This window comes from Sphingomonas oligophenolica, assembly GCF_039522915.1.
Lineage (GTDB): Bacteria > Pseudomonadota > Alphaproteobacteria > Sphingomonadales > Sphingomonadaceae > Sphingomonas > Sphingomonas oligophenolica.
On the sequence record NZ_BAAAEH010000047.1, the window covers coordinates 261,889 to 275,762 of the forward strand.

Genomic DNA, 13,874 nt, shown 5'->3' on the forward strand with positions numbered 1-13,874 from the left:
GAGAAGACATGATCGAGGACGAAAAGATCGAGACCGCTGACAGCAACGACGCGGCCGACCTGCGCGAGGAAACCGCCGAGGGCGCGCCCGAGCTTGCCGAGCATGATCGGGTGGCAACGCTCGAGGCTGAGCTGGCCGAGGCGAAGTCGTCGCTGCTCTATGCTCATGCCGAGGCGCAGAATGTCCGCCGTCGCGCCGAAAAGGAAGCGACTGACGCCCGCGCTTATGCCGCGACGGCGTTTGCCCGCGATCTGCTCTCGGTTGCCGACAATCTCGCCCGCGGGCTCGAGGCGATCCCCGCCGAACTGCGCGAGGACGAGAAGCTGAAAAATGTGGTCGCCGGGCTCGAGGCGACCGGGCGCGAGCTCGAAACCGTATTCCAGCGCCACGGCATCAAAAAGATGACGACGCTCGGCGAGGCGCTCGATCCGAATTTCCACCAGGCGATGTTCGAGATCCCGAGCGACAAGCGCCCCGGCACGATCGTCCAGGAAATGCAGGCCGGGTACATGATCAAGGATCGGTTGTTGCGGCCGGCTCTGGTCGGGGTGGCGAAGAAGCCGGAGTGACCCTTTGGAAGCCCCGCTCCTTCGGGGGAGGGGCTTGCTGGAGTTGCCGGTCATGGCCCTGAACACAAACCTCACCACCGGTCGCCCGACCTTCGTCACCCATCTCGAATGTTCGATGACGGGCGAGCGCTACGAGGCGGACATGCTGCACGGCCTGTCGCGGGTCGGGCGGCCGCTGCTGGTTCGCTATGATCTCGAGGGGGTCGGCGCAGCGCTCTCCAAGGAAGCGCTGACCTCCCGCGAGACTGACCTGTGGCGCTGGCGCGAACTCCTGCCGGTTCGCCACACGAGCGACGTCGTCAGCCTCGGCGAGATCGAGACGCCGCTGGTGCCGATCCCGAAATCGGGCGGCAGCCCCAATGTGCTCGTCAAGGATGAGGGGCGGCTCCCCACCGGCTCGTTCAAGGCGCGGGGGCTGGTGATGGCGGTGTCGATGGCCAAGGCGCTCGGCGTGACGAAGATCGCGATGCCGACCAACGGCAATGCCGGCGCTGCGCTTGCGGCCTATGCCAGCCGGGTCGGGATCGAGACGATCATCTTCTGTCCCGACGACACGCCCGAGATCAACGTCCGCGAGGTCGCGGCGCAGGGCGGGCGGGTCTACCGCGTCAACGGGTTGATCGACGATTGCGGGGCGATCGTCGGCAAGGGCGCCGCTGAGGGGCGCTGGTTCGATTTCTCAACTCTCAAGGAGCCCTATCGGATCGAGGGCAAGAAGACGATGGGGCTGGAACTCGCCGCGCAGTTCGGCTGGAAACTCCCTGATGCGATCTTCTATCCCACCGGCGGCGGCACCGGGCTGATCGGCATGTGGAAGGCGTTCGACGAGCTCGAGGCGCTTGGCTGGATCGGGCCCGAGCGGCCACGGATGTTCGCTGTGCAGGCATCGGGCTGCGCGCCGATCGTCCGGGCCTTCGAGGCCGGCGAGGAACATGCCGAGCGCTGGGAGGATGCGGCGACCGTCGCGGCCGGCATCCGCGTGCCGCGTGCGGTGGGCGATTTCCTCATTCTGCGCGCAGTGCGGGCAAGCGGCGGCCGCGCGGTGGCGGTCGGCGATCCGGCGATCCTCAAGGCGGTCGAGGACTGCGCCCGGCGCGACGGCTTGCTGCTGTGCCCGGAAGGCGGTGCGACTCTCGCCGCCTACCGCGAGGCGCTGCGAACCGGCCTGGTCGATGAAGACGAGCGCGTCGTGCTGTTCAATTGTGCGACCGGGCTGAAATATCCGCTGCCCGAGGCGCCGCAGACGCTCGACCGCTTTGCCGAAATCGATCTGGGCGCGCTGTGACCTTTCGAGGTTAATGCCGCCGATCCCGATATTACCCGGCGGCCCGCATGTTGACAGCTGCGGCGCGGGATGTGCACGGTCCGAAGCGGCCGTAAAGCACCGACCGACGCCATGTTTACCGTTGCCGGGAGGACCGTCACCGATGGCTCTTCGCAGCCGATGCGCATCCCGGTGATCTGGTGATGCCGGCGCTTGGCTTCCTTGATGGCGGCGGCGAGATGAGCGCGTTGATTCGCGCATTCGACTGGTCGGCGCACCCCCTCGGCAAACCGAGCGACTGGGCGCTTCCGCTCAAGATTGCGGTCAGCCTCTGCCTTCATTCGAACTTTCCGACTGCGATCTACTGGGGCTCCGACCTGCGCGCGCTGTACAATGATGCCTGGGCGGCGACCTTCCCCGAGCGGCATCCCGAGGCGCTCGGCCAGCCGGGCGCCGAAGCCCGCCATGACAGCTGGGCGGTGATCGGGCCGCAACTCGAAACGGTGCTTGCCGGTGGCCCGGGCTTTTTTGCCGCTGACCTGAACCTGCCGATCCTGCGCGACGGAAAGCGCATCGACAGCTGGTGGTCCTACAGCCTTTCCCCGATCCGCGACGAGAATGGCAAGACCCTGGGGGTCGTCTGCCAGGGCAATGACATCACCGCCAAGATGCGCGCCGAAGCAACGCTCCGCGCAAGCGAGGAGCGGTTGCAGATGGCGCTCAATGCGTCGGGCGATGTCGGCACCTGGGAGTGGGACCTGACTACCGACACCGTCGTTGGCGACGAACGCATGGCGCGCCTTTACGGCGTGGATCCGACGCTCGCGCAGGTGGGAGCGCCGGCGTCGGCCTATATCGCGCATATCCATCCCGATGATTTCCCGGCGTTCAGCGCGGCGATGCAGGCTGCCTTCGCCAGGGAAGGCGCGGTGTCGCACGAATTCCGCCTGGCGCTGCCCGACGGCACCGAGCGCTGGCTCTCGGTGCGCGGCCGGGCGAATAACGGGCCGGACGGGCGGCCGCAGCGCTTCGCCGGCCTCAGCCTCGACATCAGCGACGCGAAGCGCACCGAGGCGGCGCTCCGGCATGCGAAGGATGAGCGCGAATTCATCCTGTCGCTGGTCGAGCGCCAACGCATGCAGCAGGATGCCGACGATGTGATGCAGATTGCGGCCGAGGCAGTCGGGCGTCGCCTCGGCGTCAATCGCGCAGGGTTCTTCCGGGTGATTGACGATCGGATCATCGATTATGGCGCGTGCTGGGTCGATGGCGTTCTTGGGCCGCTCACCGGTTCGGTGCCGTCGTTGAGCACTGGTGCGGAGCTCGGCGAGGCGATCCGTGCCGGCAGGACCCTGGTCTTCGGCACACCCTCCGATGCCGGCAGCCTGCTCGAGACAGCACTCGATACAACCGGCACGAAGGCCGGCGTCGTCGTACCCTTCATCCGCAACGGGCGATGGGAGGCCGGTTTCTATCTCAGCCATGCCGAGCCGCGCGCCTGGGCTCCGGCCGAGGTTGCGCTGGTCGAGGAAATCGCGCAACTCAGCTGGGATGCGGTTGCCCGGGTTCGCGCGACCGCCAGCCTGCGCGCGGTGAATCAGAGCCTTGCCGGCGAAGTGGCGCGAAGCACCGCTGAGCGGGATCGGATCTGGGAGGTCAGCCGCGATCTGCTCGGCGTGCTCGATCTGAAGGGCGTCTGGAAGAGCGTGAACCCGGCCTGGACCAAGATGCTCGGCTGGCCGCAGGAAGAGATTATCGGCCGCACCTCGGAATGGCTTCACCACCCCGACGACCAGGAAGCGACTCACCGCGCGATCGTGCGAGTCATTAGCGGCGAGGAGGTTTCCGGGTTCGAGAACCGGTATCGTACAAGGGCGGGCAACTACGTTACTCTGTCCTGGCAGGCGACGCGCGCCGAGGATCGCATCTATGTCACCGCACGCGACGTGACCGAGGATAGGCGGCAACAGGCGGCTTTGCTTGCGGCTGAGGAACGCACCCGACTGGTGATCGAGGCGATGGATGGGGTCGGGGTGTGGACCTATGATATCGCGGCCGACCGCTTCTACAGCGATATGGGCTTCGCCATCCTCTATGGCTTCGAGCCGGAGCAGGTCGCCAAGGGGGCGACGATGGCCGAGATCCTGGCGCGCACCCATCCCGAGGATCTTCCGCGTCTTCAGGCGACGATCGCGCGAGCGGGCAAGTCGCGCGGCGACAACGAGTTCGAATATCGCTTGTTGCTGCCTGACGGCACGATCCGCTGGATCATGTCACGGAGCCACATGCTGGTCGACGCGGCGGGCAATCCGGAGAAGGTGATCGGCGTCGGGCTCGACGTGACCCGCCAGCGCGAGCTCGAGGAACGGCTCCGCCAGTCGCAGAAGATGGAGGCGGTCGGCCAGCTCACCGGCGGGCTGGCACATGATTTCAACAATCTCCTCACCGCGATCTCGGGCGCGATGGAGATGATGCAGATGCGGTTGAAACAGGGCCGGATCGCCGATCTGCAACGCTATATCGGCGCCGCGCAGACGGCGTCGGGCCGCGCCGCTGCGCTGACTCACCGGCTTCTGGCCTTTTCGCGCCGCCAGCCGCTTGACCCCAAGCCGGTCGACGTCAACCGGCTGATCGCTGATATCGAGGATCTGGTGCGCGGCACGGTAGGCCCGGGCGTGCAGGTCGAGGTCGATGGAGAGCCCGGCCTCTGGCCAACCCTGGTCGACCCCAACCAGCTCGAAAATGCCCTGCTCAATTTGTGCATCAACGCGCGAGACGCGATGCCGGAAGGCGGCCGGCTGACGATCCGGACATCGAACGTCTCGCTCGACGAGCGCGCGGCGCACGACCATGATCTGCCGCCCGGCCAATATCTGTCGCTGTCAGTGAGCGACACCGGTACCGGCATGACCCCGGAGGTGATTGCGCGCGCCTTCGATCCCTTCTTCACGACCAAACCGATGGGGCAGGGCACCGGCCTTGGCCTGTCGATGATCTACGGCTTCGCGCGCCAGTCGGGTGGGCAGGTCCGGATTCAGTCCGTGGTCGGGGAGGGCACGGTGATGCACCTCCATCTCCCCCGGCATCATGGTCTGGTCGAGGATAGCGGCACGATGGGCCGGCGCGGCGAGATGGAACGGAGCGACAAGGGCGAGGCAGTGCTTGTCGTGGACGATGAGGTCACCGTGCGCATGCTCGTCGCCGAAATCCTCGATGATCTCGGCTATGCCTCGATGGAGGCCGGCGACGGCGCCGAGGCGCTCGCCTTCCTGCGTTCCAATGCGCGGATCGACCTGCTGATCACTGATGTCGGCCTGCCCGGCGGGATGAACGGGCGCCAGATTGCTGACGCCGCGCGCGCCGTCCGGCCGGAGTTGCCGGTGCTGTTCATCACCGGCTTTGCCGAGAATGCGGTGGTCGGCGACGGGCCGCTCGAGCCGGGAATGGAGCTGGTGACCAAGCCCTTCTCGATGGAAGCGCTTGGCGCCCGGATCAGGGAGATGATCGAGCGGGCGTGATCAGGCGGCCCTGTCCCGCTGCGGCACCACATCGTCACGACGGCGCAGATAGGGCGCGACCAGGTTTCGAGCGCGAAACCATTCCTGGCGCTCGGGCGCCAGGGTCTCGAAATTGCCGATCACCCGGCGGCAGTCGGTGCTGCGGCACTGGCAGATCATGTGCCAGTTCGATTCCTTGAGCGTCGTCGAATAATCCCAGGCGATCTCCTCGCCCGGCGCGATGGCGCGGATCGCGACGAGGAAAACGCCGCCGGCGGTGAAGCGCAGCCCGGCATTGGGTGCGCAGCTATGGTTGATCAGGTCGTCGATCAGCCCCGACGGCCCCATATAATGGTCTCGCGTCACCTGGACGAAACGGTCGCTCGCGCCGCGCATCAGGCTCGGCACCCGGTCGGCGCGGAAGCGGCGCCCGGTGAAGCGGATGATCTGCTCGCCCTCGGCAAAGCCCCGCGCCGCATAGACCGCCTTGCCGAGATGGGTCTCGCCGACCGAGAACAGGTTGGTCGCCGGGCTATAGGCGTCCAGCACGAAGAAGCGGCCATTGCGAAAACCGAGCGAGCGCAGTGGGTTGATCGTCGCCAGCCCGACCATGAACCAGATGCTCGCATGGCAGAGCAGCTCGACGAACAGATAGGCATATTCGCCGATCTGGCTGTGTCCGCCGCTGTGCCGGGCGACGAGCAGGGTCGCGAGATCGCCGACTGCCCACAGCCCCCAGGCCGGCGACCGCTCCCGGGTCCGGTCAGCCCAGACGCTTTCCCAGGTTGGCCAGAAGCTGACCGGCACTGCCGCGACCACCAGCATATGCGCCCAGAATGCATTGCCCGAGCCGATCCAGATCGCGAGCGCGGCCAGGCAGGCGGCCATGCACAGCAATTCGCCGCGGCTCGGCAGGCTCCAGTCAGAGCGACGCCATATCCCGATCGTCACGACAATGCAGGCGAAAGCAGACAGCGCCAGCAGCCAGCTTTGCACGACATGTGGATTGACTGCCGCATAGGTCCCGGCCTCGACCGCGGTCGCTGCGCTCCAGATCAGCCAGGAGGCGCGATTGGGGTGGACGAGCTGACGCCGAAGGCCCGTCAGATAAACGGCATATCCCCCAAGGCTGCAGATGATCGCGACAGGAAACCAGGGATCGATCGGCATGTCCGCTTACCATTATGGTTAAGTGGGCGTTACGATATGGGGCGACTCGCGTCTATCGAAAACCCAGGAGTCACCACGAGTCGTGGGGAATCCGGAGTCATCTGAATCACTTGGTTGGTGTGCGAAGGCATCATGCCGGACTTGTTCCGGCATCCATTGGTCTGCCGGGGCAACCATCGTCGAATCGGCGGACGGGTGGACCCCGGAACAAGTCCGGGTGACGTATTCGGCGGTGCGCTATGTTGATGCCACCCGGGTCAGAATATCCGCATAGATATCCGCCAGCGCCGCCAGATCCTCCACCGCCACCGCTTCGTCGAGCTTGTGCATGGTCGCATTCACCAGCCCGAACTCCACCACCGGGCAGAGCCTCGACAGGAAGCGCGCGTCCGAGGTGCCGCCGGTGGTGGACAGTTCGGGGCGGAGGCCGAGCCGGGCTTCGATCGCATCGCCGATCAAGGTCGAGAGCGCACCGGGTGCCGTGACGAAGGCGTCGCCCGAGACGCGGGCGATCATCGTTGCGGCAGGCGCATGGCGATGGACGATCGCCTCGATCCGCGCGGCGAGATCGTCGCCCCGGTGAAGGTCGTTGTAGCGGATGCTGAGCCGGGCCGAGGCCTGGGCCGGGATGACATTGGTCGCCGGATTGCCGACGGTGATGTCAGTCGCCTCGATGTTCGAGGGCTGGAACCACTCGGTCCCCGTGTCGAGTATGATCGCATCGATCTCGGCGAGGATCGCAACCAACTTCGGAATCGGGTTATCGGCGAGCTGCGGATAGGCGACATGGCCCTGTTTGCCCGGCACATCGATCCAGATATTGACCGAGCCGCGCCGGCCGATCTTGATCATGTCCCCCAGCCGCTGCGCCGAAGTGGGTTCGCCGACCAGGCAGAAATCGGGCTTCAGCCCGCGCTCGGCCATCCGCTCGATCAGCGCGCGGGTGCCGAAAATGGCGGGGCCTTCTTCGTCCCCGGTGATGATCAGGCTGGTCGTGCCGGTTGGCGGCGTCCGTGCCGCTGCGGCGACGAAGGCGGCAATCGCGCCCTTCATGTCGACCGCGCCGCGCCCGTGGAGCAGGCCGCCGCGGATCTGCGGTTCGAACGCGTCGCTCGTCCAGCCGGCGCCCGGCGGCACGACGTCGAGATGCCCGGCAAAGGCGAAATGCGGTGCGCCCGACCCGCGCACCGCGAGCAGATTCTCGACCGGCCCGTCGGGCGCCTCGCCCTCGATGAAGCGTTCGACCATGAACCCGAGCGGGATCAACGCCGCTTCGAGCACGTCGAACACGCGCCCAAGCGCGGGGGTCACGCTCTCGGCGGCTATCAGCGCCTTGGTGAGATCGACGACATCGGGCATTCTGGGTGTGGCATCCATGGGAGGCGACATTGCCCAAGCTCGATCTCGATACAATCCCACAGACCAATGCGACCGGTTATCCCCCGCAATATGCGACGGCGGTCGAAGGCCGCTGGTACCGCCGCCTCGGCCCGGCGAGCGGGCTCAGCGAATTTGGCGTCAGCCACGTCACGCTGAAGCCGGGCGCCTGGTCGTCGCAGCGCCACTGGCATGAGGGCGAGGACGAATTCGTCGTCATGTTGAGCGGCGAGGCGGTGCTGGTCGATGATTCCGGGGAGCATGCGATGAAGCCGGGTGACTGCGCGTCCTTCCCGATGGGAGACGGCAATGGCCATGTCCTCCAGAACCGCAGCGACTCGGACTGCGTGTTCATCGCGGTGGGCCGCAAGGGGGATAGCGACTGCCACTATCCCGATATCGACATGCATTTGTTCAGCGGCGAGGGGTTCAGACGAAAGGACGGAAGCGCCTTCTAATGCCTGCCTCGAGCCTGTCCGGGGATGACTAAGCCGTCGCCGGCGCCTCGAACTGCTCGATCACCCATTCCTCCTCCTGCGCCCCGGCAATCCAGTCCTGCATGAAGGGATGTTGCAGCACTGCGTCCATATAGCCGGCGGCGAAGCGCGCGATCGGCAGGCCGTAGGTGACGATCCGAGTCACGACCGGTGCGTACATGATGTCGGCCGCGCTGAAGTCGCCGAACAGGAACTTGCCCGTCCCGCCGAACCGCGCCCGGGCCTGTGCCCAGAGCTCCATGATCCGCGCGAGATCGGCGATCACGTCTTCGTCGGGGCGCTTGGGCGGGAAGACCTGGCGGATGTTCATGCTGTGCTTGCGGCGGAGCGCAGTGAAGCTCGAGTGCATCTCAGCCGACATGGAGCGCGCCATCGCGCGGGCGGCCTCGTCCTCGGGCCAGAATTTCGCCCTTTCGGTCTTCTCGGCGAGATATTCGATGATCGCGAGGCTGTCCCACACCACCGCTTCGCCGTCCCACAGGATCGGCACCTTGCCCGAGGACGGGGCGAACTCGTCCCCTTCGCGGCGCTTGTCCCAATCGGCGTCGTAGAGCGGCACGACGACCTCCTCGAAGACGAGGCCCGATTGCTTGCAGGCGAGCCAGCCGCGCAGCGACCAGGAGGAATAGGCCTTGTTGCCGATAATGAGTTTCATGGGCGCCGGGATAGCCGCACCCATTCGCCGGGGCTAGAGCCGGAAATGGATTCCCCGGCGATGCAGCGGGGCGACCGCCGCGAGAACCAGGGCAAGCAGCACCAGCGAACACAGGAAGGACGCGAGCCAGGGATCGGTCACGATTCCGACGATCCGCGCAAAGACCCAGCCCATCGGCGTGACGAATCCTTGCCCGGCGGGCACGATTGCCTTCATGCCGGCAATGGCGAGCAGGACGGACAGGCTATAGGCCAGGATGGCGTTCATCCCGAGCACGCGAAACGGCGCAAGCCGGCGGTCGATCCAGGCGCGGCGCGTTGCCGCCATGCACAGGGCAAAGATGATCGCCGATGCGCCTGAGGTCACCAGCGCGAAGCTGCTTGTCCACAGCCGCTTGTTGATCGGAAAGACCGGATCGAGCAGCAGCCCCGAAACGAGCAGCGCCACGCCGCCGATCGCGACCCAGAATGCCGCGCGCCCGGGCTGCCGACGCCAGGCGACAGCCGCGAACATCCCGAACAGCACATTGGCAAGCGCGGGGAAGGTCGAGAGCAGCCCTTCCGGATCATAGACGATCTTGCCCCGCGCATCGGTGCCGCCGCCCCACATATGGGCCGTGGTCAGCACGGCGCGATCGACATAGCCGGCAAGATTGCCCTCGGGCGTCAGCACGCCGGCGCCGATTCCGGGCACCGGGATCAGGGTCATCGCCGCCCAATAGGCCGCCAGGATCAGGAAGGCGGCGCTCGCGATCACCGGCAGGTTCAATCGCGAGAGTCCGTCCTGCCCGCGCCGCGCCGTCAGTATCGCCAGCGTTGCCGCCATGCCGTAGCACAGGCCGATCCGCTGCAGCACGCCGGGAAGGCGGAGCGTCGCGAGGCTCGGCTCCTCGATGAGCGCGAAGGCGAGCCCGAGCCCGATCAGCGCCAGCACGCGCCGGCCGATCCGGCCCCACAATATCCGGCGATCGCCCGGGCCGATCCGGCGCGGAAAGGACAGGCCGAGCGCAGCCCCCACCGCGAACAGAAACGCTGGAAAGACTATGTCGGTCGGCGTCCAGCCATGCCAGGGCGCATGGTCGAGCGGCCACCAGATATGGTCCCAGGAGCCGGGATCGTTGACGATGATCATCCCCGCGACCGCAAGCCCGCGGAAGACATCCAGAGCGGCCAGGCGCGGGGGTGAGGTGTCGGTCACCGGCGCCGGATAGACGGGCCGCGGCACGGCCACAACCGCCCACCGCTTGACATCGCATGGTAACGCTACCAGCCTCATTGTCCGAGCACGGGGAGCGTGCCGGAAGGGGAGAGGAAAAATGTCCGATACGATTGCACCGACGGCTGCGCCCGCCAACCCGGCCGCGCTCGGCCTGGTCGGCTTCGGCATGACGACAGTGCTGCTGAGCCTGGTCAATGCCGGCCTGTTGCCCGCCGGCGGGGAGGGCGTGGTGATCCCGATGGCGCTTGCCTATGGCGGGCTCATCCAGATCTTCGCCGGGCTGATGGAATTCAAGCTCGGCAACACCTTCGGGATGACCGCCTTTCTCAGCTATGGCGCCTTCTGGTGGTGGTTCGCGCTGCTGCTGATCTTCGCGCATACCGGGGTGATCGACATTTCACAGGCGGGGCCGACGGTCGGCGTCGCGCTGCTGCTCTGGGGCGGGTTCACTTTCTATCTGTGGATCAGCACCTTCAAGCTCGCGCGAATCCTGTTCCTGGTGTTCACGACCCTGTGGGTCACCTTCGCGCTGCTCGGGCTTGGCGCAGTGCTCGGCCAGCCCCAGCTGACCCATATCGGCGGCTGGCTCGGCCTCGTCTGTGGCACGCTCGCCATTTACGGCAGCTTCGGCATGGTCACCAACGCCACCTGGGGACGGACGGTTATTCCGCTGGGCTAATTCTGGTGCGCCTGGGGGCGCTGCGCTCGCGTGTGCCCCTCAGAGCAGCTTGCGATAGACCAGGAAACCCGATCGGTCGGCGACCTTGTCGTAGAGCGTCATCGCGACTTCGTTGGTCTCATGGGTTTGCCAATAGACGCGGGGTGACCCAACCTCGCGCGCCCGCGCGTAAACGCCCTCGATCAGCGCACGGCCGACACCGCGGCCGCGCGCCGACTCGGTCGCGAACAGGTCCTGCAGGTAACAGACCGGCGCGATCGCGATGGTGCTCCGGTGCAGCAGATAATGCGCAAGGCCAAGCAGAGCACCGTCCTGCTCGGCGACCAGGCCGTGCACCGGCTCATAGGCGTCGAAGAAACGGCTCCATGTCGTCCTGGTGATGTCGGCAGCGAGCGCGGTGTCGCCGCTGCGACCGTAAAAGGCGTTATAGCCTGCCCAGAGCGGCAGCCACTGGCCGTAATCCGAGCGGTCGACCGGACGGATTGTCAGGCCCTGGATCACGCTCAGCCGATCGCCTCGATCACCGCTGCCCGCAGCTCGGCAATGCCGAGCCCCGTCTCCGCGGATGTCGCAAGGATATCGGGGTGTGCGGCCGGCCGCTTGCGCGCCTCGGTCGCCACTGCTTCGGTCACCGTTTCGAGCTCGGTCGGCTTGATCTTGTCGGCCTTGGTCAGCACCAGGCGATAGCTGACGGCTGCCTTGTCGAGCATCTCGAGGATCTCGCGGTCGACATCCTTGATGCCGTGGCGTGCATCGATCAGCACCAGAGCGCGCTTCAGCGTGTCGCGACCGCGCAGGAAGTCATTCACCAGGAATCGCCATTTCTTGACGACATCCTTGGGCGCCTTGGCGAAGCCATAGCCGGGCATGTCGACCAGCCTGAAGGCAAGCGGCTCGCCGACATCGAAGAAGTTCAGCTCCTGGGTCCGCCCCGGCGTGTTCGAGGTCCGGGCAAGCGCGTTGCGGCCGGTCAGCGCGTTGAGCAGCGACGACTTGCCGACATTCGAACGTCCCGCGAACGCGACTTCGGGCACGTCGGCCTCGGGCAGGAATTCGAGGCTGGGCGCCGATTTCAGGAAGGCGACCGGACCGGCGAAGGTTTTCCGGGCGGCTTCGAGAGCTTCGGGTGGGAAGGGGGCGGTCATCCGGTTCCGTCCCGTGCGGGGGAGGATATCACTTCGCCACCGCCACTTTCATCCCCGGATGCCGCGCATAGAGCAGGCGCTGCTGGAGGATGGTCAGGCAGTTGGAGGTGATCCAGTAGACCTGAAGGCCGACCGCGAACGGCGCCATCACGAACATCAGCACCCAGGGCATGAACGCGAAGACCTGCTTCTGCGCCTCGTCCATCGGCGCCGGGTTGAGCTTGAACTGGAAGAACATCGAGATGCCGAGCAGGATCGGGATCACGCCGATCGCGATCATGTGCGGGGGAGTGAAGGGAAGCAGCCCGAACAGGTTGAGCGGGGTCAGCGGATCGGGCGCCGAGAGATCCTTGATCCACAGCGCGAAAGGCTGGTGCCGCATTTCGATCGTTACCAGCAGCACCTTGTAGAGCGAGTACATGATCGGGATCTGCAGGAAGGTCGGCAGGCAGCCGGCGAGCGGGTTGACCTTCTCGGCCTTGTAGAGCGCCATCACTTCCTCCTGCTGGCGCGCCTTGTCGTCCTTGTGCTTCTCCTGGAGCGCCTTCATCTTGGGCTGGATCGCCCGCATGTTGGCCATCGAGGCGAACTGGCGCTGCGCGATCGGGAAGAGCAGGCCGCGGATCGTCAGCGTCAGCAGGATGATCGCAACGCCGAAATTGCCGACCATGCGGAACAGCCAGTCGAGATAATAGAAGATCGGCTTCTCGACGATCCTGAACCAGCCCCAGTCGATCGCCTTGTCGAAATTGCGGATGCCGAGATCGTCCTGGTAATGATCGGTCAGCCGCACTTCCTTGGCGCCGGCGAAGAAGCGCGCACTCTGCGCGGCGACCTTGCCCGGCGCGACGGTGACCGGCTGCGCTGCGTAATCGGCTTGATAGGCCTCGCCATTGGCGGCCGGAAAGCCGGAATGGACTGACGCATTCTGGTCCGGGATCAGCGCGGTCAGCCAATATTTGTCGCTGAAGCCGAGCCAGCCGCCGGTCGCGTCGAAATAATTCGCGCCGGGCTTGGCGTTGCTGCCGAACAGCTTGCCGAAGAAGCTGGCTTCCTTGCCAGCGAGATTGGGGTAGCCGATGTCATAGGTCGCGCCCGTGCCGAACACGCCGATCGGGCCGACATGGTTGGTCCAGGCATCGACATCCTTGGTCGCGCCAAGCCGCGAGATGAGACCATAGGGGCGAACCATAACCGGCGTGGCCCCGGCATTGCCGACCTTCTGGGTGACCGAGAACATATAGTGCTGGTCGACTCCGATCACGATCTGGAAGATCAGCCCTTGCGGATTCTTCCAGCTCAAAGTGACCGGCTGGCCCGGCGTGAGCTCGGCGTGGTCAGCGGTCCAGAGCGTGTTCTTGTCCGGCACGACGACATTGTTGCCGGTCCAGCCGAAGCCGGCGAAATAGCTGTCGGCGCTACCGGCGGGCGAGAGCAGACGGATCGGCGGCGAATTCTTGTCGATCGTTTCCTTGTAGGTGCTCAGCACCAGATCATCGATCCGCGCGCCCTTCAGGTTGATCGATCCGCTCAGGGCGGGCGTTGCGATTCGGACGCGGGGGCTTTCAGCGAGCACCAGCTTGCGGTCGCGTACCGCACCGGCGGCGCCTGCGGCAGGCGTGGCGGGCGCCGCGACAACCTGTGTCTTGCCGGCTTCGATCTTCGTGACCGGCGGGTTGGCGGCCGGGAAGAATTTCGACGTTATCACCGGCCAGCCGAACAGGATCAGCGCCGCGAACAACGCGAACAGGATGAAATTCTTTTGGTCTTCTTTCACGCGAAGCTTTCCCGTCCGTGCTGGGG

12 protein-coding genes are annotated in these 13,874 nt (G+C 65.9%); 5 read left to right on the forward strand and 7 right to left on the reverse strand.

What is annotated here, in order from left to right; translation table 11 throughout:
• Nucleotides 1–8 precede the first annotated feature (8 nt).
• The 3 genes from grpE to ABD050_RS22650 all read left to right on the forward strand — a co-directional run bounded on the left by grpE (nucleotide 9) and on the right by ABD050_RS22650 (nucleotide 5,351).
• Complete coding sequence (gene grpE / locus ABD050_RS22640) at nucleotides 9–569, forward strand: nucleotide exchange factor GrpE (protein WP_343891788.1); 561 nt, start codon at nucleotides 9–11, stop codon at nucleotides 567–569.
• A 52-nt stretch (nucleotides 570–621) separates the two neighbouring features.
• On the forward strand, nucleotides 622–1,854 hold the full coding sequence (locus ABD050_RS22645; RefSeq protein WP_343891789.1) for a threonine synthase: 1,233 nt from the start codon (nucleotides 622–624) through the stop codon (nucleotides 1,852–1,854).
• A gap of 182 nt (nucleotides 1,855–2,036) precedes the next feature.
• A complete protein-coding gene (locus tag ABD050_RS22650) occupies nucleotides 2,037–5,351 on the forward strand; it encodes a PAS domain-containing protein (RefSeq protein ID WP_343891790.1) in 3,315 nt (1,104 codons plus the stop codon).
• Here the strand turns inward: ABD050_RS22650 and ABD050_RS22655 are convergent, their stop codons facing one another.
• On the reverse strand, nucleotides 5,352–6,500 hold the full coding sequence (locus tag ABD050_RS22655; RefSeq protein WP_343891791.1) for an SET domain-containing protein: 1,149 nt from the start codon (nucleotides 6,498–6,500) through the stop codon (nucleotides 5,352–5,354). It abuts the gene before it with no gap.
• 237 nt (nucleotides 6,501–6,737) lie between these two features.
• Nucleotides 6,738–7,877 (reverse strand): succinyl-diaminopimelate desuccinylase, encoded by a 1,140-nt coding sequence (dapE, locus tag ABD050_RS22660; protein WP_343891792.1) that lies wholly within the window; start codon nucleotides 7,875–7,877, stop codon nucleotides 6,738–6,740.
• Between the two features lie 11 nt (nucleotides 7,878–7,888).
• Between dapE and ABD050_RS22665 the strand changes: the two genes are divergently transcribed.
• A complete protein-coding gene (locus ABD050_RS22665) occupies nucleotides 7,889–8,335 on the forward strand; it encodes a cupin domain-containing protein (protein ID WP_343891793.1) in 447 nt (148 codons plus the stop codon).
• A gap of 28 nt (nucleotides 8,336–8,363) precedes the next feature.
• Here the strand turns inward: ABD050_RS22665 and ABD050_RS22670 are convergent, their stop codons facing one another.
• Nucleotides 8,364–9,029, reverse strand: coding sequence for a glutathione S-transferase family protein (locus ABD050_RS22670; protein ID WP_343891794.1), 666 nt, complete (start codon nucleotides 9,027–9,029; stop codon nucleotides 8,364–8,366).
• 33 nt (nucleotides 9,030–9,062) lie between these two features.
• Nucleotides 9,063–10,226, reverse strand: coding sequence for an acyltransferase family protein (locus ABD050_RS22675; RefSeq protein WP_343891795.1), 1,164 nt, complete (start codon nucleotides 10,224–10,226; stop codon nucleotides 9,063–9,065).
• A 118-nt stretch (nucleotides 10,227–10,344) separates the two neighbouring features.
• Between ABD050_RS22675 and ABD050_RS22680 the strand changes: the two genes are divergently transcribed.
• The gene (locus tag ABD050_RS22680; RefSeq protein ID WP_343891796.1) at nucleotides 10,345–10,926 is read left to right on the forward strand and encodes an acetate uptake transporter; all 582 of its coding nucleotides are present in this window, start codon (nucleotides 10,345–10,347) and stop codon (nucleotides 10,924–10,926) included.
• A 39-nt stretch (nucleotides 10,927–10,965) separates the two neighbouring features.
• Here ABD050_RS22680 and ABD050_RS22685 read toward each other — a convergent pair whose 3' ends face one another.
• From ABD050_RS22685 to yidC, 3 genes are read right to left on the reverse strand one after another with little or no spacing between them, the layout of a single operon-like run.
• On the reverse strand, nucleotides 10,966–11,427 hold the full coding sequence (locus ABD050_RS22685; RefSeq protein WP_343891797.1) for a GNAT family N-acetyltransferase: 462 nt from the start codon (nucleotides 11,425–11,427) through the stop codon (nucleotides 10,966–10,968).
• 2 nt (nucleotides 11,428–11,429) lie between these two features.
• Nucleotides 11,430–12,071, reverse strand: a complete 642-nt coding sequence (gene yihA, locus ABD050_RS22690) for a ribosome biogenesis GTP-binding protein YihA/YsxC (protein WP_343891798.1) — start codon at nucleotides 12,069–12,071, stop codon at nucleotides 11,430–11,432.
• 28 nt (nucleotides 12,072–12,099) lie between these two features.
• Nucleotides 12,100–13,848 (reverse strand): membrane protein insertase YidC, encoded by a 1,749-nt coding sequence (gene yidC / locus ABD050_RS22695; protein WP_343891799.1) that lies wholly within the window; start codon nucleotides 13,846–13,848, stop codon nucleotides 12,100–12,102.
• Nucleotides 13,849–13,874: the final 26 nt, after the last annotated feature.

Coding starts and splice junctions, on each gene's coding strand:
- grpE (WP_343891788.1), top strand. CDS start 9: ATGATCGAGGACGAAAAGATCGAGACCGCTGACAGCAACGACGCGGCC.
- ABD050_RS22645 (WP_343891789.1), top strand. CDS start 622: ATGGCCCTGAACACAAACCTCACCACCGGTCGCCCGACCTTCGTCACC.
- ABD050_RS22650 (WP_343891790.1), top strand. CDS start 2,037: ATGCCGGCGCTTGGCTTCCTTGATGGCGGCGGCGAGATGAGCGCGTTG.
- ABD050_RS22655 (WP_343891791.1), bottom strand. CDS start 6,500: ATGCCGATCGATCCCTGGTTTCCTGTCGCGATCATCTGCAGCCTTGGG.
- dapE (WP_343891792.1), bottom strand. CDS start 7,877: ATGGATGCCACACCCAGAATGCCCGATGTCGTCGATCTCACCAAGGCG.
- ABD050_RS22670 (WP_343891794.1), bottom strand. CDS start 9,029: ATGAAACTCATTATCGGCAACAAGGCCTATTCCTCCTGGTCGCTGCGC.
- ABD050_RS22680 (WP_343891796.1), top strand. CDS start 10,345: ATGTCCGATACGATTGCACCGACGGCTGCGCCCGCCAACCCGGCCGCG.
- yihA (WP_343891798.1), bottom strand. CDS start 12,071: ATGACCGCCCCCTTCCCACCCGAAGCTCTCGAAGCCGCCCGGAAAACC.